This window comes from Klebsiella sp. CTHL.F3a, assembly GCF_019890895.1.
Taxonomy (GTDB): domain Bacteria; phylum Pseudomonadota; class Gammaproteobacteria; order Enterobacterales; family Enterobacteriaceae; genus Klebsiella; species Klebsiella grimontii.
On sequence record NZ_CP082360.1, the window covers coordinates 1,105,631 to 1,129,936 of the forward strand.

A 24,306-nucleotide genomic window follows, 5' to 3' on the forward strand; every position below is an offset into this window, starting at 1 on the left:
CCATTTTGAACCTGGGCAGTGCTCAGAATCCTCACGTACTACGTGTACGCTCCGGTTCTTCCGCGCTGTCCGTGTTCAAACTGACTGCACCAATAACGCCTATTGGGATAGGCTCTAAGCCGCTATCCGGCGCTGCCATAGCCGTTATGACTGCGACACGTCCGAAACAATATGCGTCACATCATCCAGATGGCCGATCCGCGCCTCTCCTGAGCGATTAAATTTGCTCTTATCAATCAGCAATAACGATTGCGACGCCCGCTTGAGCAGCAGCGATTTGAACTCGGCGTTCACCGTGTTTGAGTCCCAGAGCGCGCCCTCGCTGTCGATACCCTCGCAGGAAAAAATGAACAGGTCGATCTCCAGCGCTTTGAGCTGTGGGATAAGCGACGCGCTGACGTAGCAGCCGTATTTTCGCTGGAGCGTACCGCCGGAGCAGGTGAGCTGAATGTTCTCTCGCTTGCTGAGCTCCTGGCAAATTGGCTGGCTGTTGGTAAAGACGTGAAGGTCGATATCAGGCAACTGGCGGGCCAGATACCAGCAGGTGGAACTGGCATCAAGGGCGATAACCATCCCCTCTTCTATCCACGCAAGCGCCTCGCGGGCGATATCCGCTTTGTGCGCGTAGTGGCTTTTCAAACGGATATGAAAAGGGTCGCCGCTATCCCGGCTTTGCCGGTGAATGACTTTTGCCCGGCCGTGGTTACGCAGCACTTTTCCCTGGGACTGGAGCTCGCTGAGATCGCGGCGGATGGTTTCTCTGCTGACGTTAAGCTGCAGCGATAAGGCTTCGGTGGTCAGGCTGTTATGGTTAATGAGCAGGTCTAGTATCGCTTGCTGTCGTGCCGCTTTCATTTTTCTCACCCTGGCGTTCGCTGAGCGCCCGCATCAGACGGGCGCTCCGGCATGAGATTACGGCGTTACTCCTTTTTTTAAAAGAATATTCCCGTACTTAGCGCGCTCACCTGTGATAACGATCGCAAAGGCTTTTTGCGCTCGCTCGTAGAAAGCAAAACGGTCGATGCGCGTGATATCCGGGCAGGGCGCGGGGCCGGAAAGCGCCTCGCGGTAGCGGGTTTCCACCTGCGGATCGAGGACGTCGCCGGTCACGGCGGCCATCATTACCAGCGGCGGAGCGTAGCTGTCTAACTCAAACAGCGGAATAATCGCCTGCAGCAGGTCGCTGACCTGCAGGCCGTCGGCGCGAATGACCTGTGGCCCCATGCTGTGCGCCGGGAAGTGGGCATCGGAAAAGACGATCTCATCTCCGTGCCCCATTTCCGCCAGCACTTTCAGTAGCTCCGGCGATATTAACGGGGAAATTGTTTTTAGCATCTCATACTCCCTCAATCAGTTCGGGATCGGTTTGCGGGTAAAAATAGCGATACTGATAGCTCACCTGCGCTCTGGCCTGCTCCGGGCTGCTGAATTCACCGACGCCATACCAGCCAAACATGGCGGCGCCGGCGACGGTGGTTTCGGCGTCATCCAGTACTTTAATCGGGATCTCCAGCCTGTTGGCCTTGATCTGATTCCACAGCGCGTTGCGGCTGCCGCCGCCGACCAGCAGCAGCTCGCTGGCGTTAAAGTGACCGATTTTTTGCAGCGTTTGTAGGTTGTTCGCCAGCTGTTCGGCTAATCCCTCCAGCGCGGCGAGGTAGAAGTGACCGCGAGTGGTATTCAGCGTGATGCCCTGCCAGCCCGCATTTGGGCTGGATAGCAGGTCGCACTGCATCTTCACTTTTTGAGCGCCGGCGGGGAGGGCGCGGGCCTCTTCAATCAACGTTTGCCACGGCGTTTCAGGCGTCCACAGCAGCTGGCGTATCCATTCCAGCACGCCGGAGGCCAGCCACTGCATGCCGGGGTTATAGCGTCCCGGCTGGCTATCCAGCTCGCAGGTGGATCCCGCGTAGTGGCTGAGTAGCGGCGTATTCACCTGAGCGCTGCGCACCATCAGGATTTCCCAGGTGCCGGAAGAGAGCACCGGTTCATCCTGCTCCGCGCCCGCGCCAAACAGCGCGAACTGGGTATCGTGTCCGGCGGAGATAACCGGAATGCCGACGGCTAAACCCAGCATCTTCGCGGCATCGCTTTGTAGCGTGCCGATCTGCTGGCCCGCCTCAACGAGCCGGGGAAACAGGCGGCGCGGCAGCCCCGTCGCCTGCAGGATCTGCGCGCTGAAATCCCGCTGGTGGATATCCAGCATCTGGCTGGTGCCCGCCATGGTGATATCGGTCGTGAATTCCCCGGTCAGACGCTGGTTGAGAAGCGAGGAGATGAACAGCCAGGCATGGGCCTGCTCCAGCAGCTGCGGGTGGTTCTCTTTCAGCCAGATCAGCTTATACAAGGTGTTGAAGGCAAATGCGCCGACGCCGGCAATCTGCTGGAGCTGCTGCGCGGGCATAAAGCGGCCGATATTGTCCATCACCGCCGCGGTACGCGGACATTTCCAGCTGATGACCGGATAGAGCAGCTTGCCCTGTTCATCCACCAGCGCGCCGTCGACGCCGAAGGTGGTGACCGTGATGCCGCGAACCGTGCAGGACGAGAGCGCATCGCTAATCTGCCGGCAGCACTCGGCGAAACGTTGCAGGATCGCCTCCAGCGACCACTGGTGCCATGCGCTGTTCTCCACGGCGATATCGCTGGCGTTGGCCGTTGCGGCGCGGGCGATAATGTTCCCCTGGCGGTCAACCGCAATCGCCCGCACGTTGGTGGCGCCGCAGTCGAGGACCAGGATGACGTCTTTTTTCATAGTGAACTCCATAAACGTCGCCGGATGGCGCCGCGCTTATCGGGCCTACGGTTCTGTAGGCCCGGTAAGCCTGCGCCACCGGGCAAAGCCGCATTAACGTTTATACAGCGGGCCGTAGTTCTCGCAGGCGCGGTAATCCTGGCCTTCGCTATCCATACCGTGCGCAGACCAACTGGAGGGGCGATAAATTTTCGCCTCTTCTACGTTATGCATGCAGACCGGGATCCGCAGCATCGACGCCAGGGTGATAAAGTCGGCGCCGACGTGCCCGATGGTCAGCACGCCGTGGTTAGCGCCCCAGTTCGCCATCACCGAGTAGACGTCGGAGAACGGGCCTTTACCGGTCAGGCGCGGCGCAAACCAGGTTGTGGGCCAGGTGGAGTTGGTGCGGGCATCGAGTTGGTCATGCATCGCTTTCGGCAGCTCTACGCTCCAGCCTTCGGCGATTTGCAGTACCGGGCCAAGACCTTTGATGATATTCACGCGGGTCATGGTGAACGGCACGCCGCCTTCGGTCAGGAAGCGGGAGGAGAAGCCGCCGCCGCGGAAGTATTCATGAATCGCCGGGCACCATTCGGTGGCCGCCAGGCAGGCGTCGGCCTCCTGCTGGCTGATTTCCCAGTGCGGTTTCATGGTTGGCTTGCCTTCCGCATCGCGCTGTTTGCAGGCGCCGTCCAGCGCCGCCGAACCGGAGTTGATCAGGTGGATGATGCCGTGCTCCGCCAGCCCGGTGAGCGGTTGGCCGGTGACGCGTTCTACCGCTTCCGGCGACCAGTAGGTGCGCACGTCGGCAAATACCTGAGCGGTGCCGGTCAACTGGTGGCCCATCAGCATTGCCACGCCGTTGAGGCTGTCGTTTTCCGTGGCGACGACAAAGGGTTCGCGTACGCCGTTCCAGTCGAACGAGCTATTGAGCAGCGCTTCGGCGGTATCGCCGTTGGGGTATTGATCGGTCCAGTGGCGCTGGCCCTGAAAACCCGCAGCGATGGCGTTATAGCCCAACGACTCTTCGACCAGCCCTTTTTCCGCCAGCTTGCTGTTGCCCTGCATCATGTCGCGAATGCACATCGCCATCAGCAGGCTCTCTTTCAGCACCGCGCGGCTCTGTTCGGCGTTGCGCTTATACTGTTGCGCGTTCTGGTCTTCGCCGTAGCGGAAGTTTTTATCCGCCCACGCCAGCGCCATTTCCAGCTCGCTTTCATCATAGATTTTCTGGTCGATGCGGCGGCGCAGTTCGGTCATGTCCACCGCCTGCACTTTCATACCGAGCCACGACTCGAAGAAGTTGTGATCGACGATAGAACCGGCAATCCCCATCGACACGCCGCCGACGGAAAGATAGCTTTTGCCCTTCATGCTGGCGACCGCTAAGCCGGCGCGGGCAAAGCGCAGCAGTTTTTCTTCGACATCCGGCGGAATGGTGGTGTCGTCGGCGTCCTGTACGTCGTGGCCATAAATGGAGAATGCCGGAATACCCTTCTGGCTATGCGCCGCCAGCGCCGCCGCAAGGTAAACCGCGCCGGGGCGCTCGGTGCCGTTAAAGCCCCAGATGGCTTTTGGCCGCAGCGGATCCATATCGATAGTTTCGCTGCCGTAGCACCAACACGGGGTGACGGTAATGGTGACGCCGACGTTCTGGCTGCTGAATTTCTCCTCGCAGGCAGCGGACTCCGCCATACCCGCGATGCAGCTGTCGGCGATGACGCACTCAATCTGCGCGCCGCAGGCGTGACGCAGTTTTTCCGCGATCAGCGCGGCGGTGGCTTTCGCCATGTTCATGGTTTGTTCTTCCAGCGACTCGCGTACTCCCATGCGGCGTCCATCGATCACCGGGCGAATGCCAATTTTCGGTAAGCTGATTTTTTTCATTACAGATTCCTCACGTTATTCGGATAAATGTTTAGTTAGCTGCCGTTTGCGAACGGAAACGGGCGAAAATGAAGATGACGGCAAAGCACAGGGCCGGAACCAGCTCCGCGGTGGGAATATTGCCGGCGGCGTCGCTGACAAAGCCCATCACCGGGGTGACGATCCCGCCGCCAATAATGGTCATGACGATAAAAGAGGAGCCGTATTTGGTGTCCTGCCCCAGGTTTTTGATGCCCAGCGAGAAGATGGTCGGATACTGAATGGACATAAAAGCGCTGCACAGCGTCAGGGCCAGCAGACCCACGTGGCCGCCGGTGAAAGCGGAAATCAGGCACAGGATCATGGAAAGCAGGGCGTAGGCCGCCAGCACTTTATGCGGCGCGAAGCGGCTGATGAGCCAGGTACCGGAGAAGCGGCCGATAAAGAAGCACACCATGGTGCCGGTCAGATAGTTGGCGGCGAAACCGGGCGTCATACCGGGGATTTCTTCGATAGCGTAGCGAATCAGATAGCTCCAGCAGGCGGTTTGCGCGCCAACGTAGCAGAACTGCGCCAGCACCGCCCAGCGCCAGTGGCGAACGCGGACCAGGCGAGCAAGGGAAGCGGAGAAAGAACTCTGGTTGGCGTCACTATGGTCGTCGCTCTGCAGGGCCGGAAATTTGGTCAACATAATCAACAGAGCGACCAGTAAGACAACCGCGACGATGATCATATACGGGGTTTGCACCGAGAGCACCAGGCTGTGCTTATAGGCGCTAAGCTGCTCCGGAGCCATTTTATCGAGCACATCCTGCGATTGATGCGGCACATTAGACAAAATAAGACTTTGCCCAAAAACCACCGCAATAATGGCGCCAAACGAGTTAAAGGTCTGGGCAAGATTAAGCCGGAAGTGACCACCGCTTTCTGGGCCTAAAACGGTAACAAACGGGTTTGCCGCGGTTTCTAAACACCCTAAGCCCGCAGCAATAATAAACAGGCCAATCAGAAATAAGGTGTAATTCATGACCTCGGCGGCGGGCCAGAATAGCGCGGCACCAAAAGCATATAAGAACAGTCCGGTAATAATACCGGCTTTATAACTTAACTTTTTCATCAAGATTCCGGCCGGAATAGGGATAACGAAATAGCCGAAATAAAAGGCGGATTGAATCAGTCCGGCCTGAAAATTCGTCAGCGTAAAGGCTTGTTGAAATTGTGGTAATAAAATATCGTTGAGATTATTAGCGACCGCCCAAAGAAAAAATAACGAGCACAGCAGGGCGAAGGGAATAATGTAGCGCTTGCTTTTCCCTGTCTCTACCGCACGAAAACTCTGCGTTTGTATTGTTGTGTTTCCCATAGCATCCTCATTGGTTCAGAAGCGTGTTCAGCGGCCGGCTTATGCCCACCAGACCACAATAATCAGGTGAGCTCTTGCGGCGACGTCAACAGTGAAATAAACATCACGGAATGAACTCATGAATGCATTTTCAAATTAAAAACGCCTTTTAATATGATGACGGTCACATTTAGCATCCCCTCGGTGATTTTATGTGATTATCATCACTTTAATTATCAGAAAAACATGACCGTTTGAGGAAGTTAATTCTAAAACCCACAGGTTGAATGCCCGATTTAATTTATAATAAAGAAAACGGTCAGTTGTTAAAACTATCAGCAAAATGCCCGTTTTTAAATCTATGAGTAAGAACGGGCATTTTTTTATCAGGCAAAAACGAGAGAACGCTTTTTTTAGCCTGAAATAAGTGAGGGGTATCACAGAACCGGTGAATGTAAATTCCTTTCTGATTATTCGGTATGAAGATGATGGGCAATTATTCGAGTTATTCAACAGCGTCGCGCGTCTTATCCGACGAGCCGTCTGTTGTGGCATTGCGCATCATAAAGAGAGGTAAAGAATGGAACGAAATAGACTGGCCCGGCAGATTATTGATACCTGCCTGGAAATGACCCGGCTGGGGTTAAATCAGGGGACCGCCGGCAACGTGAGCGTGCGTTATCAAGGGGGAATGCTGATCACGCCGACGGGTATTCCATACGAAAAGCTGACGGAGGCGCATATTGTGTATATCGATGCCGAAGGCCAGCACGAACAGGGTAAACTGCCGTCCAGCGAGTGGCGTTTTCATCTGGCGGCCTATCAGACCCGCCCTGACGCGCACGCGGTGGTGCATAATCACGCGGTTCACTGCACGGCGGTGTCGATCCTCAATCGCCCCATTCCCGCCATTCACTATATGATTGCGGCGGCGGGGGGCAACTCTATCCCCTGCGCGCCATACGCCACGTTCGGTACCCGCGAGCTGTCTGAACATGTGGCCGTGGCGTTGAAAAATCGTAAAGCGACGCTGCTGCAGCACCATGGACTGATCGCTTGTGAAGAGAATCTGGAAAAGGCCCTGTGGCTGGCGCATGAAGTTGAGGTACTGGCGCAGCTCTATCTCAGTACCCTGGCGATTATCGATCCGGTGCCAGTTCTTGATGATGAGGCCATCGCCGTTGTGCTGGAGAAATTCAAAACCTACGGATTGCGTATCGAAGAGTGATGCCGTAAGCGAAGGTTTCTGCCGACGGCTTCCGGGAAACAGATCCAGTGCGGCTTCGCTTATTCCCCCGGTGGCGGCTGGCGCCTTACCGGGGCTACTGGGTCATCACCGTCTGCGGATCGGTAGCCCGGACAGATGCGCAGCATTGCCTCCGGGAAGCCCCAGCGCTAGCGGGCCAGCCGCAGCTGCTGCAGGTTGCCGTCCAGCTGTAAATCGGTTTGCAGACGTGCGATTTCCCGGCAGGTGAAGGCCATCTCTTGCTGTTCTTCCAGCTTCTTGCGCCACTTCTCCGGCACGTCCGCCAGCCGCGCGTAGATTCCTTCCAGATCCTGGAAATCGGTTAATAGCTGGGCGGCGCTTTTTGGACCAATCCCCGCCACGCCGGGAACCTTTGAGCTGCTGATGCCCGCCAGCCCCCAGTAGTCGGGCAGCTGCTCCGGCGTCACGCCAAACTCTTTGGCGATAAACGGCGCGTCGAGCCAGCGCTTCTGGAAATAGTCGCGGATGCGAATCGTCGGCGACAGCAGCTGGCAGTAGCCTTTGTCGGTTGAAACGATGGTTGCCTGATGGCCGGCCTGCGCCACCTTTACCGCCAGGGTCGCGGCGAGATCGTCAGCTTCGCTGCCGCTGAGCGCCCAGCAGCGAAACCCGCGCTGCTCAAACGCCGCCCGCAGCGCCGGCATTTCCGCTTCGAGGGTCTCCGGCATCGGCGCGCGCCCGGCTTTATAATCGGGCAGGCGCTGATGCCGCCAGCCGTGGCCGCGGTCTTCATCATCAAATACCGCCACCACGTGGGTCGGCTGGCTATGAACCACCAGCTGTTCGAGCGCATGCAGGCAGGTATCGACGCAGGGTGACCCCTGCACCGCATGGATGCGGCGAATCAGATTAAGTGCGTCGACGATTAGCAAATGAACGGCCACGGATCCCCCTTATTCTCAACGTCTTTTAGGGTAACACCACCGCGCGGATGAGGCTATTGGCACCAGGAAAATCAGGAAGATGCCTCGCAGTTTCGGGCTAACCAACGTGCATCAGGAGGCGAGGATCGCCATGAGTGGCCTCGCCGTACCAGACCGCCTCGCGTACCGACACCGGTTTGTGGATCAGGCCCAGCGCGTAAAAACGATCGGCGATACTTTGCTGGGCGCGAATCACGTGGAGATCCATTGGCCGCGGTCGATGGCTGCGGCGCGCCAGGGCTCGGGCCAGAGAAGCGGCGTTAAGCCCCTGCTCGGCGGAGAGCAGTCCGACGGCTTCCTCCCGATGCTGGTCGATAAACTGCCCGGTCTGCGTCAGTTCCGCCAGCAGGCGCTGCATGATATCGCTATTGCGGCTGGCGTAGTCGCGGCGCGACAGGTAGAACTGGTGGTTATTGACGCGCCCCTCGCCGCTGGCGACAACCCGTAATTCACCGCTATATTCCGCGTCGCTGAGCAGCGGATCCCACATCATCCAGGCGTCCACAGCCAGGTAATCGCTGGCGGTCAGTGGATATTTCGGCGGTATATAGACCACTTTGACGTCATGTAATCCCAGCCCGGCCTCTTCCAGGATATGCAGCAGCAACCAGTGCACGTTAGAACCTTTATTCAGCGCGATACGCTTGCCGCGCAGGTCGGTAAGGGTGCGAATGTCGCTGTGCTGCGGGACGACCATCGCCACGCTTTGCGGCGCGGGTGGTTCCCAGGCGACGTAGACCAGTTCGCTGTTATTGGCCTGCGCGAAAACCGGCGGCGCTTCGCCGGTGGTGCCAAAATCGATTTCATCGCAGGCTAGCGCGTGCAGCAGCTGCGGCCCGGCGGGGAACTCGCTCCACAGCACGCTGACGCCGCGGCTGGCAAAAGCTTGCTCAAGACTTTGCCGCGCTTTCAGGATGCCAAGATTGCCGAAGCGCTGGAAGCCGATACGCAGTTCCCGGTCGCGAGAGATCTTTTTGACCGCCGCGCTGTAGCGGGGCTCCTGACGGCGGCGGCTTTTAATGATGCCTAAATTTGCCAGCTGCGTGCGCAGCGCGTGGCGGCTGATACCGAGCAGCGCCGCGGCCTGACTTTGATTATCGTCACTGTGGGCCATCGCGCCGCGTATCAGCGCCCCGGTGACCCTTTCCCATAGCGGTTCGCCCGGCAGGGAAAGCTGACGACGAATAAAATCGTCGAGTTCATTATCGCCAATTGCCGAGGGCTCGTTGTTCAGGGTCGTCAGCCGCAGCTGGGCGGGGCCGATCTCCTCTTCTTTACTCAGCAATACCGCGTTATGCAGGGTGTTTTCCAGCTCGCGAATATTGCCCGGCCAGGGGTACGCCATCAGCCTTGCCAGCGTCTCCGGGGCCAGACGGCGAACCGGGCGACCTAAGCGGCGGGCGTAGAGCGAGAGAAAATGGTCCGCCAGCACCGGAATATCCTGGCGACGCTGGCGCAGCGGCGGCAGCGGCACGATGGCGATATTCAGTCGATAGTAGAGGTCTTCGCGGAAACGACGCTCGCGGATGGCCTGCATCAGATCCACGTGGGTGGCGGCGATCACCCGCACATCGACCTTAATGGCCTTGCGCGAGCCGACGCGGGTGATTTCGCGCTCCTGCAGGACGCGCAGCAGTTTCACCTGGAGCGCCAGGCTAAGCTCGCCGATTTCATCGAGCAACAGCGTGCCGCCTTCCGCCGCTTCGAACCAGCCGGGATGGCTTTGTACCGCGCCGGTAAACGCTCCTTTTTCATGGCCGAACAGCTCCGCTTCCGCCAGGCTTTCGCTGAGCGCGCCGCAGTTGACGGCCAGGAACGGCCGGTGACGGCGCGGGCTATGGTGATGCAGGTAGCGGGCGACGACCTCTTTACCGGTGCCGGTTTCGCCGACGATCAGTACGGTCGCCTCTGTTGGCGCCAGTTTATCCAGCAGGCTCTGAAAAGCTTTCGACGCCGGGTCGATCAGCGTGGGCGTTGAGGGTGGAAATTCAGGATTCAGCATGGTTGACCTCCGGCTTTTGATGTCCTGAAGTTATCCTGTGCCGGGGACGGAAACCAGAGGGCTAACTCGCCGGTCTGTTGCAAATGCCGCAGTCCGAACGCATTGGCTGCGGCATTTGCAACAGCGGTATACGGTCCCGGTTTATCTAACCGACTGATTTTGTATTGTTAATTTTTTATTCACCATTGGCACGATTATCGCTAACACTCATATAACCAAATTAAAACAACTCTTCGATAAATATCGAATATGGTTATATAGGAAATCGATAATGACGCAAAAAACCGACGACAAAATCAATGTGTTCTGGTTTCTGCCCACCCACGGCGATGGTCGCTACCTGGGCACCGCGGAGGGCGGGCGGCCGGTTGATTTGCCTTACCTGCAGCAGGTAGCGCTGGCGGCCGACAGCCTCGGCTACTACGGCGTGCTGATCCCAACGGGGAAAAGCTGCGAGGACTCCTGGCTGGTGGCCTCGGCGCTGGCGCCGCTGACCCGTCGCCTGCGCTATCTGGTGGCCGTTCGTCCGGGCCTGCAGCCGCCGACGCTGGCGGCGAGGATGGCGACGACGCTCGACCGTCTGTCGGGCGGTCGGCTGCTGATTAACGTCGTCACCGGCGGCGATCCGGTGGAAAACAAAGGCGACGGTATTTTCCTCAGCCACGGCGAACGCTATCAGGTCACCCGCGAATTTCTCGACGTCTACTCGCGCCTGCTGAAAGGTGAAAAGGTGGATTATCACGGCGAGCATATCCACGTGGAAGGCGCGGAAGTGCTGTTTCCGCCGGTACAGGAAAACGGCCCGCCGCTGTTTTTTGGCGGCTCCTCTGAGGAAGCCATCGACGTTGCCGCCGATCAAATCGATACCTACCTGACCTGGGGGGAGCCGCCGGCGCTGGTGGCCGAAAAGCTGGCGGTAGTGCGCGAGCGCGCCGCCGCCCGGGGCCGCACGTTGCAGTACGGGATTCGTCTGCATGTGATTGTTCGCGAAACCGAAGAGGAGGCGTGGGCCGCCGCCGATCGGCTGATTTCTCACCTTGATGACGAGACCATCGCCCAGGCGCAGAAAATTTTTTCCCGTATGGACTCCACCGGCCAGGCGCGCATGAGCTCGCTGCATAAAGGATCGCGCGACAATCTGCGCATTGCGCCGAACCTGTGGGCGGGCGTAGGGCTGGTGCGCGGCGGGGCGGGAACGGCGCTGGTCGGCAATCCGCAGCAGGTGGCAGAACGCATTCGCGAATATCAGGCGCTCGGTATCACCAATTTTATCTTCTCCGGCTATCCGCATCTGGAAGAAGCCCATCGTTTCGCTGACCTGGTCATGCCGCTATTGCCGCTGGCAGGCCACGATCAGCCGAAGGCGCGTAGCGTCAATACCGGCCCGTTCGGCGAAACCATCGGCGGCGATAAGCGTCCGGTGAAACAGGTCAGCGCAAGCTGAGGAGGCGCGTATGTTACACCGGTTTCTGAAGGCGGTGGGCTATGCAAACTGAACCGCACGTGGTGATCGTCGGCGGCGGATTTAGCGGTGCGGCGGTGGCTATTCATCTCCTGCGCCTGGCGCCGACTGGCGTGCGGGTCACGCTGCTGGAGCCGCGCGAGGTGCCCGGTGCGGGCGTGGCCTACTCCACGACCGAACCGAGCCATCGGATTAACGTTCCCGCCGCACGGATGCAGCTTACCGGGGAAGAGGAGGGCGAATTCGACCGCTGGTACCGCAGCCAGCCTGCTTTTGCTGATGATCCGCAGGCTCTGTTGGAAGACGGCGCGGTCTATCCGCAGCGCGGCCAGTTTGGCCGCTACGTCGCCCAGCGTTTCGCCGAGAAGGCGCGCGCCAGCGGCGGGCGGCTGACGCATCTGCGCGAGCAGGCGCTAAGGTTTGAAGATGGCGAGATTATCACCGATGGCGGGCATCGGCTGCGGGCCGATCTGCTGGTGCTGGCCATCAGCCATCCGCCGCCCTCTCTGCCGTCGCTGGCGACGCCGTTCGCGACCCATCCGGCGCTCATCGCTAACCCCTGGCGAACGGGCGTGCTGGACGCTATCGCGCCGGAGGCGAGCGTCGCGGTCATGGGCACCGGCCTGACGATGGCGGATACCGTCGCGACGCTGACGCGGCTGGGACATCGGGGGCCGATAACGGCATTTTCACGCCGCGGGCTACTCTCCCGCAGCAACCTGAGCGGCAGCGCTGACCCCTGGGAAGGCGAGTATACCTACGGATCGCTGCGCCAGCGGCTGCGGCAAATCCGCCGGGATATCGACCGCGCCGCAGAGCGGGGGCAGGCCTGGCAGGTGGTGCTGGACGCGGTGCGTAATCAGGGGCAGGAGATCTGGCAGGCGCTGTCGGTGGCCGATCGTCAGCGCTTCCTGCGTCATTTACGCAGCTACTGGGACGTTCACCGCTACCGTATCGCTCCCCAGGTCGCCGGGATTCTTGAGCAGCGCCAGCGCAACGGCAGCCTGCGAGTGCTGGCGGCCAGGATTACTGCGCTGGCAGGCGACGCGCAAAAATTGACGCTCACCCTCTCGCCCCGGGGCGGTGAAGCGCAGCGGGTGAGCGTTGACCATTTTATTTTAACCACCGGCCCGGCGCACGGGGCCCTCACCGACAGCCAGCCGCTGCTGCGCCAGCTGAGCCAGGATGGGCTGATTCGCGCCGACGCGTTTGGCCTCGGGCTGGACGTTGATCGCCGCTCGCGGGCGATTGGCCGGGAAGGGCGGGTCGCGCCCAATCTGCTGGTCTCCGGGCCCGCCGCGCGGGCCCACTTCGGTGAACTGATGGGGCTACCGCAGGTAGCTGACCATGCCGCCGCCGTAGCTGCCGAAGCATTACTGGCGCTGGGCATTAAGCAATCCGCCCGATGTCCGGCGTTCTGAACGCCTTTTATCCCCTGATTCCTTTAATGATTATGCGCGCGTCCCGACAGCGGGGCGCGTCGTGGAGAGCGCTATGTCATCACAACGTGAAATTCGTCTGAACGCTTTTGATATGAACTGCGTCGGCCATCAGTCGCCGGGGCTGTGGGCCCATCCTCGCGACCGCTCCTGGCAGTATAAAGACCTTGAGTATTGGGTCGACCTGGCGCGTTTGCTGGAGCGCGGCAAGTTTGACGGGCTGTTTATCGCCGACGTGCTGGGCGTCTATGACGTGCTGAACGGCAACGGCGATGCGGCGCTCCGCCAGGCGGCGCAGGTGCCGGTCAACGATCCGCTGGCGCTGATTACGCCGATGGCGCTGGTGACGGAGCATCTCGGATTCGGTCTGACCGCTTCGCTCTCTTTTGAGCATCCCTATCCGTTCGCCCGCCGCCTGTCGACGCTCGACCATCTGACGAAGGGGCGAGTGGGCTGGAATATCGTGACCTCCTATCTGGAGAGCGGGGCGCGTAATATTGGCCAGAAAGCGCAGACCGACCACGATGCCCGCTACGACTACGCCGATGAGTATCTGGAGGTGGTCTATAAGCTGCTGGAAGGGAGCTGGGAGGATGGCGCGGTGCTACGCGACAGGGAACGTAAGATCTTCAGCGATCCGCGAAAAATTCATCCGATTAACCATCAGGGCAACTTCTTTTCGGTGCCGGGGATCCACCTCTGCGAGCCATCGCCGCAGCGTACGCCGGTGCTCTATCAGGCGGGCGCTTCCAGCCGCGGCAAGCAGTTCGCCGCCGGCCACGCGGAGTGCGTATTTGTCGGCGCGCCGTCGAAAGTGCTGCTGAAAAAGACGGTGGCGGATATTCGCCGTCGCGCCGAGGAGGCCGGGCGCGATCCGCGCAGCATCCTGATCTTCAATATGCAGACGCTCATTGTCGGCGAAACCGACCGTGAAGCTCAGGCGAAATGGCAGGAGTATAAACCGTACGTTAGCTACGAAGGGGCGCTGGCGCTGCTCTCCGGCTGGACCGGCATCGACCTTGGTCAGTATCAGCCGGATCAGGTGCTGGAGTATCTGCATACCAACGCGATTCAGTCGATGGTAGAGGCGTTTTCCACCGCCGATCCGAATAGCCAGTGGACCGTACAGAAGCTGGCGGACTGGGCGGGGATCGGCGGCTTCGGGCCACTGGTGGTCGGCAGCCCGCAGACGGTCGCCGATGAGCTGCAGTCTTGGGTCGAGGAGACCGACGTCGATGGCTTTAACCTCGCCTATGCGGTGACCCACGAAACCTTCCGCGACGTGGTGGATTTGCTGGTCCCGGAGCTGCAAAAGCGCGGCGTGTTTAAGCAGGAGTATCGCGAGGGAACCCTGCGCGAGAAGCTGTTTGGCGCCGGCCCGCGGCTGGCTGCGCCGCATCCGGGCGCAGGCTATCGCTACGGCGCGCAGGTCGTGGTCGGACGTGAAGAGAAGGTGAGTTAATTTTGCCGGTCCCCCTCTCCCCGAAGGGTGAGGGGCTGAACTGTGGGGCGGAAGGTTTTTCCCGGAGGCGGCGCTTGACAAGCCTGTCCGGGCTAAGGGTCTATCACCATCTGCGGGCCGGTAGCCCGGGTAAGGCGCTGGCGCCGCGACCCGGGAAGGAAGGGAAGGCTTACTGTTTATCCAGCGACCAGGTTGCGCTACGCACATCGACTTTCACCGGCAGCAGGCCGATACGGGTGAAGGTATCCGCCAGCGCCTGCTGTTCGTTATAGACCGCAGGCGTCATACGCTCTGCGCCATAAGGCAGACGCGCCAGCGTCTTCAGCCAGATAGCTTTATCCAGCCCGGTAGAGGTGGAGAGGATCCCGGCGGCATCGTCCTGATGACCGTTGGCCCATTCGCTCAGTTTACCCAGCTCATCCACCACCTGCTTTGCGGTATCCGGATACGTGTCGGCAAATTTGCGGCTGGCCAGGTAGAAGGTGTAGTGCGGCACCAGCCCTTCGGCATTGCGAATCTGCCGCGCTTTGGCGTTCGTTTCCACTTCGGCGAGGAACGGATCCCAGATAACCCAGGCGTCAATGGCGCCGCGCTGGAAGGCGGCGCGGGCGTCAGCAGGCGGCAGATAGACCGGCGTGATATCTTTATAACTCAGCCCGGCTTTCTCCAGCGCGGTCACCAGCAGATAGTTCACGTCGGAGCCTTTGTTGAGCCCCACGCGCTTGCCTTTAAGGTCGGCGACACTCTTAATCGTCGAGTTTTCCGCCACCACGATGGCTTCGGTTTTTGGGTTCGCCGGAGAGTGGGCTAAATAGACCAGATCCGCCTGCGCCGCCTGGGCAAAGGCCGGGGGCGCATCGCCGGTGGCGGCAAGATCGATGCTGCCGACGTTCAGTCCTTCCAGCATCTGCGGCCCGGCGGGAAATTCAATCCAGCGTACGGCGATACCCTGCTTTTTGAAGCTTTCATCGAGGGTGCCGCGATATTTAAGCAGCGCGAAGATATTCGCTTTCTGATAACCGATGTTCACGGTCTCCGGCGCCTTCGCCAGCGCGGAAGTGGATAAGCCTGCAAGCAGGAGTAGCAGCGCCGGGCGGGATAATCTGAGCATGATTTGTTCTCCTTGAGCGGTTTTCCGTAAGGTAACAAATCGTCTTTATAACTAATAAATAACTAAATTATCATTTATATAACATAAATGAAGGGTGAGGGCAGGGAAAAGACAGCCCGGCATACCGCAGCATACCGGGAGAGGGGTTAATCGCAGGCGACAATCTTCATTGCCAGGCCGCCGCGCGAGGTTTCACGATATTTGGCGTTCATATCTTTGCCTGTTTCGTACATGGTCTCGATGACTTTATCGAGGCACACCCGCGGCTCGCTGGTGCGGCGCAGGGCCATACGCGCGGCGTTGACCGCCTTGACCGCCGCGATAGCGTTACGCTCGATGCACGGCACCTGCACCTGGCCGGCAACCGGATCGCAGGTGAGACCGAGGTTGTGTTCCATACCAATTTCCGCAGCGATGCATACCTGACCCGGACTGCCGCCCAGCAGTTCAGCCAGACCGGCCGCCGCCATTGAACAGGCTACGCCGACTTCTCCCTGGCAGCCCACTTCGGCGCCGGAAATTGAGGCGTTCATCTTATAGAGCGAGCCAATGGCGCTGGTGACCAGCATATAGCGCGCCAGCGAGTTGGCGTTCACTTTGCGGATGAACTTGTCATAGTAGGCCAGCACCGCAGGTACGATACCGCAGGCGCCGTTGGTCGGCGCGGTCACCACGCGCCCGCCGGCGGCGTTCTCTTCGTTAACCGCCAGGGCGAACATATTAATCCAGTCAACGACCGCCATCGGGTCGCTGTTGGTATTGTCCTGGCTTACCAGCATCCGGCGCAGCGCGGCGGCGCGACGGGGAACCCGCAGCTTGCCCGGCAAAACCCCCTCGGTGGTAATGCCGCGCTCAATTCCGCTGCTCATCACCTCCCAGACCGCGGCAAAGTGCTGCTCCAGCGCTTCTTTACTGTGCAGCGCCAGCTCGTTTTGCATCATCAGGCCGGAGAGCGATAGCCCGCTTTCGCGGCAGTGGCGCTGCAGGTCGGCGGCGCTTTTATACGGATAAGGGACGGCGACAGGCGCTTCGGCGGTCACGCCGAAATGGTCTTCGTCGACGATAAAGCCGCCGCCGATGGAGTAGTACGTCTGGCTGTAGAGAACCTTCTCGCCGCCGAGGGCGGTAATACGCATGCCGTTCTCATGCCGCGACAGGTTGTCGGCGTGGAAATTCATGCACTGATCGACCGGGAACGCCACTTCCTGCTGGCCGTTCGCCAGCATCAGGCGGCCATGGGTATTGACGTCCTGGATAAAGCCGGGAATCGCGTCGATATCGACGGTATCCGGCAGGTTGCCCGCCAGGCCCATAATAATCGCGATGTCGGTATGGTGGCCTTTACCGGTCAGGGAAAGGGAGCCGTAGACATCGACGACGACTTTGGTTACCTCGGGAAGCAGCCCGCGCTCAATAAGATCGTCCGTGAATTGTTTGCCCGCTTTCATCGGTCCAACGGTGTGGGAGCTGGAAGGGCCAATGCCGATTTTAAAAATATCGAATACGCTGATCATGATGCATCCAGTGCTGTCGGGAGGCGCGCCGCCGTTAAGCGGCGCGGGGGATATTAGCTAAACAGAGAGTAGAAAATCGCGGAGATAGCAATCAGGCCCATAATCACTACGAATACGTTGCTGACGTGGCCGCTGTATTTGCGCATCGCCGGGACTTTCTGAATCGCGTACATCGGCATCAGGAACAGAATCATCGCGATAATCGGGCCGCCCAGGGTTTCGATCATCCCAAGGATGCTGGGGTTCAGCGTCGCCACAATCCAGGTGGTGACCAGCATGAACAGGGCGGTGATTTTGTTCAGTTTGTTGATTTCGATGGACTTGCCTTTACCGCGCAGGGATTTAATCACCATGCCGTTAAAGCCTTCGCGAGCGCCCAGGTAGTGGCCAAGGAAGGATTTGGTGATGGCGATCATCGCAATGATCGGCGCCATCCAGGCGATGATCGGCGCGTTAAAGTGGTTCGCCAGGTAAGACAGAATCGAGATGTTCTGATCTTTCGCCGCCGCCAGATCCGCCGGGGAGAGGCTCAGTACGCAACTGAAGACGAAGAACATCACGGTAAGCACCATCATAATGTGCGCGCGGGCCAGAATGCTGGAACATTTTTTCTCTGCGCCCTGGCCGTACTCTTCGCGTTTCGCCACGGCGAAGGAGGAGATGATCGGCGAGTGGTTAAAGGAGAACACCATGACCGGAATCGCCAGCCACAGGGTCATCCACAGGCCGTTGCCGGTCGCGGTCGCGCTGCTCAGGGAGAGTGTCTCCAGCGCCGCGCCGTTCCACTGCGGGATCAGATAAAAGGCCAGGATCATCAGCGCGACCACGAACGGGAACACCAGCACGCTCATCGCTTTCACAATCATCTGCTCGCCGAAGCGCACGATGGTCATCATGCCGACAATCAGAATCAGGGAAAGAATCGCGCGCGGCGGCGGCGTGATATGCAGCTGGTGCAGCATAAAGCTTTCGACGGTATTAGTGATCGCCACGCTGTAAACCAACAGAATCGGGTAGATGGCGAAGAAGTAGAGCAGGGTAATCAGCTTACCTGCGCCGACGCCGAAATGCTCTTCGACCACTTCGGTGATGTCTTCACCTGGATTCTTACCGGACAGCACGAAACGGGTCATCCCGCGGTGGGCGAAGAAGGTCATCGGGAAGGCCAGAATCGCCATGATGATCAGCGGGATCATACCGCCGACGCCGGCGTTGATCGGCAGGAACAGGACGCCCGCGCCGATAGCCGTGCCGTACAGGCCCAGCATCCACATGGTGTCCGTCTTACGCCAACCGCTACGGGTAGCATCCGAAACGATGGTGCTGGTTTGAGTGGTTTCCATCTGTATCTCCTGGAGGAAGCAACAAAATCTATTGAATAAAAAAGACCAAATAATATGAAATTCGTTTGTTTACGGTTTTTTAGGCATTTTCTCCGTAACAATTGGTGCGGGAAGATACATTTATATGGTGAATGCATCAGTGATCGCGATCTCAAATGCAATAATCCACTTTAAATGTAAGCAATTTTAGTCCAACAGCCTGTTTCTGGTGATCAGCCAGAGATTTGTGGCGCGGAGGCTATCATTTTCAGCATATGAGAGAATAGTGGCGGGACGTAATAACGAGGTTTTTACTGTAAAAATGCGATGTTCTCGACGTTTTTACGTTAAAAGTCATCTTTCCTGGTGATATTTATTGCCATTTTTGGAAACGCAAACGATTGGCTTTTGTGGAGATGGCGCTAAAAATTCATAAAAGGAATGATTTATTTGGAAAGCATTCGAGCGTATTGAGAACTGAAGACGCGGGGAAATATTGCGGCAAGGGCGGGGAGAAATGCCCGGGGGGCGTAAGCCGCCGCCCGGGAGAAGAGCACAAGAGAACTCAGGAACAGATTTCGTAGCAGGGGATGTAGGCGGTGCCGCCCGGCAGCTTCATACGATGCTGCGCCACAAAGCCCTGTAGCAAGTCATCCATGCGGCGCATCATCGCCGGATCGCCGTGAATCTTATACGGGCCGAATTTCTCGATAGCCTGGATACCCACCTCTTTAACGTTACCGGCGACGATACCGGAGAAGGCGCGGCGGAGATCCGCTGCCAGCACTTCCACCGGCTGGTCCGGATAGAGTTTAAGGTTGGCCATATTGTCGTGGGTGGGGTCGAACGGCATCTGCAGGTCCGGCGCAATACGCATCGACCAGTTGAAGCTGTAGGCGTCTCCGGTTTCGCGGCGGTTCTCTTTGACCATCGGCATCGCTTTTTTCATCTGACGGGCAACTTCTGCGGCGTCGTCGATGATGATGCGATAGTGACGACGGGCGGATTCGCCCAGCGTATGGACGATAAACTCATCCAGTACGCGGAAATAATCGGCGCTCTCTTTTGGCCCGGTGAGGATCAGCGGCAGAACCTGCGACTTGTTCGACGGGTGCATCAAAATGCCCAGCAGATAGAGCAGCTCTTCCGCCGTGCCCACGCCGCCCGGGAAGATGATGATGCCGTGGGCGATGCGCACGAACGCCTCCAGACGTTTTTCGATATCCGGCATGATGATCAGTTCGTTCACCAGCGGATTCGGCGGCTCGGCGGCGATAATTGACGGCTCGGTCATCCCGATAAAGCGGCTGTCTCTGTAACGCTGCTGCGCGTGGCCGACGGCGGCGCCTTTCATTGGCGCTTCCATCGCGCCCGGTCCACAGCCGGTGCAGATGTTAAGTTCGCGCAGACCCAACTGGGTGCCTACGCGGCGGGCGTACAGATACTCATTTTCGTTAATCGAGTGGCCGCCCCAGCAGACAATCATATTTGGCGCTTCGCCAACGTGCAGGGCGCGGGCGTTACGCAAAATGGAGAAGACCAGGTTGGTGATATGCACCGAGCTTTCAAGATCGAGGTTCGGGAAGCGGACGGTGTTGTGGATCTGGCCGTAGACGAACAGGATATCGCGCAGTACGGCAAACAGGTTGGCCTGCAGGGAACGGATAATACGCCCGTCAACGAAAGCGTCTTCCGGCGGGTTGATCAGTTCCAGCTTCACGCCGCGTTCGCGACGCAGCACGTTAATATCGAAGTTTTCAAAACGAGACAGAAGCTCCTTGCTGTTATCGGTCAGGCTCCCCGAGTTGAGCACAGCAAGCGAGCAGTTGCGAAAGAGTTGATACAGGTCACTGCTGGCGGTGCGTTTAAGCATATCCACTTCCAGCTGCGACAGCATATCCATTGAACCAAGCGGGCTAACATGTGTAATCAAGTGAACTCCTTACAGGACGATTATCGTCTTCCTGTGATTACAATAGCCCTGCTGATGGCGTTTTCACAACCTTGCGCGCGGGTTAACGCACGCAAATTGTGAAAATGTTGATTATTGACGGGCGAGGCGACCGGTGGCCGGCATAAAATCGGTATTGCTGCGCCACGGGTTGATGTCCAGACCGCCGCGTCGCGTGTAGCGCGCATAAACCGAAAGGACTTCCGGCTGGCAGAAACGCTGAATATCGTTAAAGATGCGCTCTACGCACTGCTCGTGGAATTCGTTGTGATGGCGGAATGACACCAGATAGCGCAGCAGTTTTTCGCGATCGATTTTCGCCCCGCGATACTGAATCTGCACCGAGCCCCAGTCAGGCTGATGGGTAATCAGGCAGTTGGACTTCAGCAGATGGCTGACCAGGGTCTCTTCGACCACTTTGCCGGCAGCGGCGTCCTGCAGGTAATCGGCGCTAAACTGGTAGTTATCGATTTCAATATCCTGGTCGTCGATGCAGGTGCCGTGCAGATGGGCCACCGGCTGGCCTTCGAGCTCATCAAGGCGATACAGCGACACCTTCACTTCCCCTTCGGCGCAGGCGCTGAGATCGCGCGCCAGCGTCGCCTCGACCGCCTGCCAGTCGGCAAAACGCGTCTGGTTAAAGCTGTTGAGATAGAGCTTAAAGCTTTTTGATTCCACCAGATTTACGGTGGTGTCGCTGAGCTCAACGTGGCCCACGGCGACCTGCGGCAGACCTTTGGCGTTCAGCCAGGAGAGCTCGTACAGCGTCCAGATATCGGCGCCGTGAAACGGCAGATTATCGGCGTGCAGATCCAGCGGGTCGCGGTTCAGGCTGCGCGGGACGCCCTGAAGCAGGCTGGCGTCGTAGGTATCGCGGTAATCGGTTGATTTTCCGAGCGTGAGGCCGGCCAGCGCCTGATGATTATCGTAAGAAGACATGTTTCACCATAGTTAAAGCGGTTACACTATATGCCAAGTGTATCCTGTCTAACGTGAAGAGAGAAACCGGTGGATCAGCAAACCGCAGAAGCGCTACAAGCATTTACCCAACGTTACTGTGAGGCGTGGCAGCAGCAGCGCTCCAGCCTGCCGCGTAGCGAAGAGCTTTACGGTATTCCGTCTCCGTGCGTCAACGGCACGGATGATGACGGTGTTTTCTGGCAGCCGCAGCCGTTTTCATTAGAACAAAACATTCACGCAGTTGAACGGGCGCTGGAGATTGTGGTACAACAACCGCTTCATGCTTATTATACCACTCAGTTTGCCGGTGATATGCAGGCGCGTTTCGCCGATGAAACCATGACGCTGCTGCAAACCTGGAGCCCGGATGATTTCCAGCGGGTGCAGGAAAATCTGATCGGTCATCTGCTGGTGCAAAAGCGTTTGAAGCTGTCGCCGACCCTGTTTATCGCCACCCTCGACAGCGAACTGGATGTCATTTCGGTCTGTAATATGAGCGGTGAAGTGATCAAAGAGACCCTTGGCACCCGAAAACGCGCGACCCTTTCCCCCTCGCTTGCGAGTTTCCTCAATTCCCTTAAGCCTGTTCTGTAATCCAGACTACTCAAATTTTTGTGAGAGATCTCTTACAAGACCTGTAAGAGATCGTCATCATTTAAGCCGATCCTTCAGGGACTATATTTTAAGAAATTTAAGATTTTTCAAGTGATTAATGATTTTCTTATTAAGGATACTGACGAATAATCTTAAGATATTGTCTTAACAAGGGTTGTAAGACAGGGCGGAATCAGGGATTCTATACACATCGACAGGGAGTTGATAAACGAAGTGAACATCAGGATGATGACGCTTCTGCAGGACCCGCCAGGACGGCGTTGCAAGGACAGGCTTCAGGATGAAGCACAGGATAACGCAGGATTGCGTAAAAGGACACCTCCAGGAAGGAGAACGAGAGCCGAGCGGGACGTTCGGTGGATCAGGAAGATCAGGATAGACTTAAGGATGAGTTATTTCGCATCGGGGTGGTGTGAAAGCAGGATGCAACTGTTTATGGATGAACATGGTCAGGAGACCTCAGGAAAAGTTTTCAAGGACGAGCAGGGAGCACCAATGTAGCTGGATTGCTGCAAAACGAACCGGGAGCACTGTTTTATACAGTGCTCCCTTTTTTTATTTCTCGTCTGAATTTGCTATTCTGCGCCGGTTTTCAACTCACCGAGGTTTCCCATGACTCTTGACCATCGCGTGCGCGAGCGCCTGCTCGCCATTGAAGCGCTGCTGCGCGAAACGGAACACTGGCAGGATAGTGCCCCCGATAGCCGCGCGTTTGCCAGCGAACAGCCGTTTTGCCTCGACACCATGGAGCCGATTGAATGGCTGCAGTGGGTATTGATTCCGCGTATGCGCCAGCTGCTGGAAAGCGGAATGCCGCTACCGCAGAACTTCGCCGTTGCCCCCTATTATGAGATGGCCCTCGATAACGCTCACCCCGTACGCGAGCGGTTGCTGGCCGAACTGGTCCTGCTGGATGCGCTGTTTGCCGGCGGCGAAGCCTGATGCTGGAAATTTTATATCAGGACCGTTGGCTGGTCGCGGTAAACAAACCTTCGGGCTGGCTGGTGCACCGTAGCTGGCTGGATCGTGATGAAAAAGTGGTGGTAATGCAGACCGTGCGCGACCAGATAGGCCAGCACGTGTTCACCGCCCATCGTCTCGACAGGCCGACGTCCGGCGTGTTGTTGATGGGGCTATCGAGCGAAGCAGGAAGATTGCTGTCGCAGCAGTTCGAGCAGCATCAAATGCAGAAACGCTATCATGCGATCGCCCGCGGCTGGCTCAACGACGAAGCGGTGCTTGATTATCCGCTGGTTGAGGAGCTGGATAAAATCGCCGATAAGTTCGCTCGCGAAAATAAAGACCCGCAACCGGCGGTGACGCATTATCGCGGCCTGGCGACGGTAGAGATGCCGGTGGCGACCGGACGTTACCCCACGACCCGCTATAGCCTGGTGGAACTGGAACCGAAAACCGGACGTAAACATCAGCTGCGTCGCCATCTTGCCCATCTTCGCCATCCGATTATCGGCGATAGCAAACACGGCGATTTGCGGCAGAATCGCAGCGCGGCGGAACATTTTGGCTGCGATCGGCTGATGCTGCACGCCAGCCAGCTCTCGTTAACGCATCCCTTTACCGGCGAACCGCTGGTCATTCGCGCCGGTCTTGACGACGTCTGGATGCGCGCGCTGTCGCAGTTTGGCTGGCGCGGCCTTCTCCCGCTAAATGAAAGGGTTGAGTTTGCCGACGACTGCGGTCAGGATGAAGAGATACAGGTCAATTCAGGGAGTTAGTCATGGCGGAAGTCGGAATTTTTGTCGGTACGATGTATGGAAATTCGCTCCTGGTCGCCGAAGAGGCGCAGGCTATTTTGAGCGGGCTGGGTCATCAGGCGAAAGTCTTTGAAGATCCTGAAGTCAAAGACTGGGAGTCATATACCGGGAAATATGCGCTAGTGGTGACTTCGACCACCGGGCAGGGCGATTTACCGGACAGCATTGTGCCCTTGTACGAAGGCATCAAAGATATGTACCAGCCGCATTTACGCTATGGCATTATCGCCCTGGGCGATAGCACCTACGCCAACTTCTGCGGCGGCGGTTTGAAGTTTGATGCGTTATTGCAGGAGCAGGGCGGCACGCGCGTGGGCGATATGCTGATGATTGACGCCAGCGAAGATCCGGAACCCGAAAGCGTCTCTAACCCATGGGTAACGCAGTGGGCGACGCTGCTTGATTAAAAAGTTTCGCCCTCTCCCTACAATAGAGGGCGCCCCTTTTATTACTGATGTTCAATGCCAGTGCCAGATTAACGGTCAAAAAGATCGTACCAATTCTCCGCGCGGCTGGCTTCGGGCATTTGCCTTAAAACCTGTGTTATGCCAGGGTCTT

The 24,306-nt window shown here is 58.1% G+C and carries 20 protein-coding genes; 8 read left to right on the plus strand and 12 right to left on the minus strand.

Annotated features, from left to right (window positions below; all coding sequences use genetic code 11):
• Positions 1-144: 144 nt before the first annotated feature.
• From fucR to fucP, 5 genes are all read right to left on the minus strand, one after another.
• Positions 145-855, minus strand: a complete 711-nt coding sequence (fucR, locus tag K7H21_RS05325; RefSeq protein WP_004124416.1) for an L-fucose operon activator — start codon at positions 853-855, stop codon at positions 145-147.
• Between the two features lie 57 nt (positions 856-912).
• On the minus strand, positions 913-1,335 hold the full coding sequence (gene fucU / locus K7H21_RS05330) for an L-fucose mutarotase (protein ID WP_142471577.1): 423 nt from the start codon (positions 1,333-1,335) through the stop codon (positions 913-915).
• Between the two features lies 1 nt (position 1,336).
• The gene (gene fucK / locus K7H21_RS05335) at positions 1,337-2,755 is read right to left on the minus strand and encodes an L-fuculokinase (protein WP_142445198.1); all 1,419 of its coding nucleotides are present in this window, start codon (positions 2,753-2,755) and stop codon (positions 1,337-1,339) included.
• 93 nt (positions 2,756-2,848) lie between these two features.
• The gene (gene fucI, locus K7H21_RS05340; protein ID WP_049114096.1) at positions 2,849-4,624 is read right to left on the minus strand and encodes an L-fucose isomerase; all 1,776 of its coding nucleotides are present in this window, start codon (positions 4,622-4,624) and stop codon (positions 2,849-2,851) included.
• A gap of 31 nt (positions 4,625-4,655) precedes the next feature.
• Positions 4,656-5,966, minus strand: a complete 1,311-nt coding sequence (gene fucP, locus K7H21_RS05345) for an L-fucose:H+ symporter permease (RefSeq protein WP_004124401.1) — start codon at positions 5,964-5,966, stop codon at positions 4,656-4,658.
• A 559-nt stretch (positions 5,967-6,525) separates the two neighbouring features.
• Between fucP and fucA the strand changes: the two genes are divergently transcribed.
• The gene (fucA, locus tag K7H21_RS05350; protein ID WP_004124398.1) at positions 6,526-7,173 is read left to right on the plus strand and encodes an L-fuculose-phosphate aldolase; all 648 of its coding nucleotides are present in this window, start codon (positions 6,526-6,528) and stop codon (positions 7,171-7,173) included.
• Between the two features lie 167 nt (positions 7,174-7,340).
• On the opposite strand, the gene xni is transcribed toward fucA, so the two are convergent.
• Together xni and K7H21_RS05360 are read right to left on the minus strand one after the other, a co-directional pair.
• Positions 7,341-8,096, minus strand: a complete 756-nt coding sequence (gene xni / locus K7H21_RS05355) for a flap endonuclease Xni (RefSeq protein ID WP_004124395.1) — start codon at positions 8,094-8,096, stop codon at positions 7,341-7,343.
• A gap of 97 nt (positions 8,097-8,193) precedes the next feature.
• Positions 8,194-10,137, minus strand: a complete 1,944-nt coding sequence (locus tag K7H21_RS05360; RefSeq protein WP_223035644.1) for a sigma-54-dependent Fis family transcriptional regulator — start codon at positions 10,135-10,137, stop codon at positions 8,194-8,196.
• Positions 10,138-10,408: 271 nt separating this feature from the next.
• Here K7H21_RS05360 and ssuD point away from each other — a divergent pair, with 271 nt between their 5' ends.
• The 3 genes from ssuD to K7H21_RS05375 all read left to right on the plus strand — a co-directional run bounded on the left by ssuD (position 10,409) and on the right by K7H21_RS05375 (position 14,500).
• Positions 10,409-11,581 (plus strand): FMNH2-dependent alkanesulfonate monooxygenase, encoded by a 1,173-nt coding sequence (gene ssuD / locus K7H21_RS05365; RefSeq protein ID WP_142445196.1) that lies wholly within the window; start codon positions 10,409-10,411, stop codon positions 11,579-11,581.
• A 41-nt stretch (positions 11,582-11,622) separates the two neighbouring features.
• Complete coding sequence (locus tag K7H21_RS05370; RefSeq protein ID WP_195321968.1) at positions 11,623-13,020, plus strand: FAD/NAD(P)-binding protein; 1,398 nt, start codon at positions 11,623-11,625, stop codon at positions 13,018-13,020.
• 73 nt (positions 13,021-13,093) lie between these two features.
• Positions 13,094-14,500, plus strand: a complete 1,407-nt coding sequence (locus K7H21_RS05375) for an LLM class flavin-dependent oxidoreductase (protein WP_223035645.1) — start codon at positions 13,094-13,096, stop codon at positions 14,498-14,500.
• Between the two features lie 169 nt (positions 14,501-14,669).
• On the opposite strand, the gene K7H21_RS05380 is transcribed toward K7H21_RS05375, so the two are convergent.
• From K7H21_RS05380 to queF, 5 genes are all read right to left on the minus strand, one after another.
• On the minus strand, positions 14,670-15,611 hold the full coding sequence (locus K7H21_RS05380; protein ID WP_087829876.1) for an aliphatic sulfonate ABC transporter substrate-binding protein: 942 nt from the start codon (positions 15,609-15,611) through the stop codon (positions 14,670-14,672).
• A gap of 146 nt (positions 15,612-15,757) precedes the next feature.
• Positions 15,758-17,125, minus strand: a complete 1,368-nt coding sequence (locus K7H21_RS05385; protein ID WP_004124379.1) for an L-serine ammonia-lyase — start codon at positions 17,123-17,125, stop codon at positions 15,758-15,760.
• A gap of 53 nt (positions 17,126-17,178) precedes the next feature.
• Positions 17,179-18,468, minus strand: a complete 1,290-nt coding sequence (locus tag K7H21_RS05390; RefSeq protein ID WP_004124376.1) for an HAAAP family serine/threonine permease — start codon at positions 18,466-18,468, stop codon at positions 17,179-17,181.
• A gap of 544 nt (positions 18,469-19,012) precedes the next feature.
• On the minus strand, positions 19,013-20,380 hold the full coding sequence (gene ppnN / locus K7H21_RS05395) for a nucleotide 5'-monophosphate nucleosidase PpnN (protein WP_004124374.1): 1,368 nt from the start codon (positions 20,378-20,380) through the stop codon (positions 19,013-19,015).
• A gap of 111 nt (positions 20,381-20,491) precedes the next feature.
• On the minus strand, positions 20,492-21,337 hold the full coding sequence (gene queF / locus K7H21_RS05400) for an NADPH-dependent 7-cyano-7-deazaguanine reductase QueF (protein WP_139529041.1): 846 nt from the start codon (positions 21,335-21,337) through the stop codon (positions 20,492-20,494).
• Positions 21,338-21,406: 69 nt separating this feature from the next.
• On the opposite strand from queF, the gene syd reads away from it, so the two are divergent.
• From syd to K7H21_RS05420, 4 genes are all read left to right on the plus strand, one after another.
• The gene (syd, locus tag K7H21_RS05405) at positions 21,407-21,952 is read left to right on the plus strand and encodes a SecY-interacting protein (RefSeq protein ID WP_004124370.1); all 546 of its coding nucleotides are present in this window, start codon (positions 21,407-21,409) and stop codon (positions 21,950-21,952) included.
• Positions 21,953-22,585: 633 nt separating this feature from the next.
• The gene (locus K7H21_RS05410) at positions 22,586-22,915 is read left to right on the plus strand and encodes a YqcC family protein (protein WP_004124369.1); all 330 of its coding nucleotides are present in this window, start codon (positions 22,586-22,588) and stop codon (positions 22,913-22,915) included.
• Positions 22,915-23,709, plus strand: coding sequence for a tRNA pseudouridine(65) synthase TruC (gene truC / locus K7H21_RS05415; RefSeq protein WP_004853649.1), 795 nt, complete (start codon positions 22,915-22,917; stop codon positions 23,707-23,709). Before K7H21_RS05410 ends, truC begins: the two co-directional genes overlap by 1 nt.
• A 2-nt stretch (positions 23,710-23,711) precedes the next feature.
• The gene (locus tag K7H21_RS05420) at positions 23,712-24,155 is read left to right on the plus strand and encodes a flavodoxin (RefSeq protein WP_004124364.1); all 444 of its coding nucleotides are present in this window, start codon (positions 23,712-23,714) and stop codon (positions 24,153-24,155) included.
• Positions 24,156-24,306 lie beyond the last annotated feature (151 nt).

Excerpts from the sequence above, each read along its gene's own strand:
- fucR (WP_004124416.1), bottom strand. The coding sequence starts at position 855 with ATGAAAGCGGCACGACAGCAAGCGATACTAGACCTGCTCATTAACCAT.
- fucU (WP_142471577.1), bottom strand. The coding sequence starts at position 1,335 with ATGCTAAAAACAATTTCCCCGTTAATATCGCCGGAGCTACTGAAAGTG.
- fucK (WP_142445198.1), bottom strand. The coding sequence starts at position 2,755 with ATGAAAAAAGACGTCATCCTGGTCCTCGACTGCGGCGCCACCAACGTG.
- fucI (WP_049114096.1), bottom strand. The coding sequence starts at position 4,624 with ATGAAAAAAATCAGCTTACCGAAAATTGGCATTCGCCCGGTGATCGAT.
- fucP (WP_004124401.1), bottom strand. The coding sequence starts at position 5,966 with ATGGGAAACACAACAATACAAACGCAGAGTTTTCGTGCGGTAGAGACA.
- fucA (WP_004124398.1), top strand. The coding sequence starts at position 6,526 with ATGGAACGAAATAGACTGGCCCGGCAGATTATTGATACCTGCCTGGAA.
- K7H21_RS05360 (WP_223035644.1), bottom strand. The coding sequence starts at position 10,137 with ATGCTGAATCCTGAATTTCCACCCTCAACGCCCACGCTGATCGACCCG.
- ssuD (WP_142445196.1), top strand. The coding sequence starts at position 10,409 with ATGACGCAAAAAACCGACGACAAAATCAATGTGTTCTGGTTTCTGCCC.
- K7H21_RS05370 (WP_195321968.1), top strand. The coding sequence starts at position 11,623 with ATGCAAACTGAACCGCACGTGGTGATCGTCGGCGGCGGATTTAGCGGT.
- K7H21_RS05375 (WP_223035645.1), top strand. The coding sequence starts at position 13,094 with ATGTCATCACAACGTGAAATTCGTCTGAACGCTTTTGATATGAACTGC.
- K7H21_RS05380 (WP_087829876.1), bottom strand. The coding sequence starts at position 15,611 with ATGCTCAGATTATCCCGCCCGGCGCTGCTACTCCTGCTTGCAGGCTTA.
- K7H21_RS05385 (WP_004124379.1), bottom strand. The coding sequence starts at position 17,125 with ATGATCAGCGTATTCGATATTTTTAAAATCGGCATTGGCCCTTCCAGC.
- K7H21_RS05390 (WP_004124376.1), bottom strand. The coding sequence starts at position 18,468 with ATGGAAACCACTCAAACCAGCACCATCGTTTCGGATGCTACCCGTAGC.
- queF (WP_139529041.1), bottom strand. The coding sequence starts at position 21,337 with ATGTCTTCTTACGATAATCATCAGGCGCTGGCCGGCCTCACGCTCGGA.
- K7H21_RS05410 (WP_004124369.1), top strand. The coding sequence starts at position 22,586 with ATGACTCTTGACCATCGCGTGCGCGAGCGCCTGCTCGCCATTGAAGCG.
- truC (WP_004853649.1), top strand. The coding sequence starts at position 22,915 with ATGCTGGAAATTTTATATCAGGACCGTTGGCTGGTCGCGGTAAACAAA.
- K7H21_RS05420 (WP_004124364.1), top strand. The coding sequence starts at position 23,712 with ATGGCGGAAGTCGGAATTTTTGTCGGTACGATGTATGGAAATTCGCTC.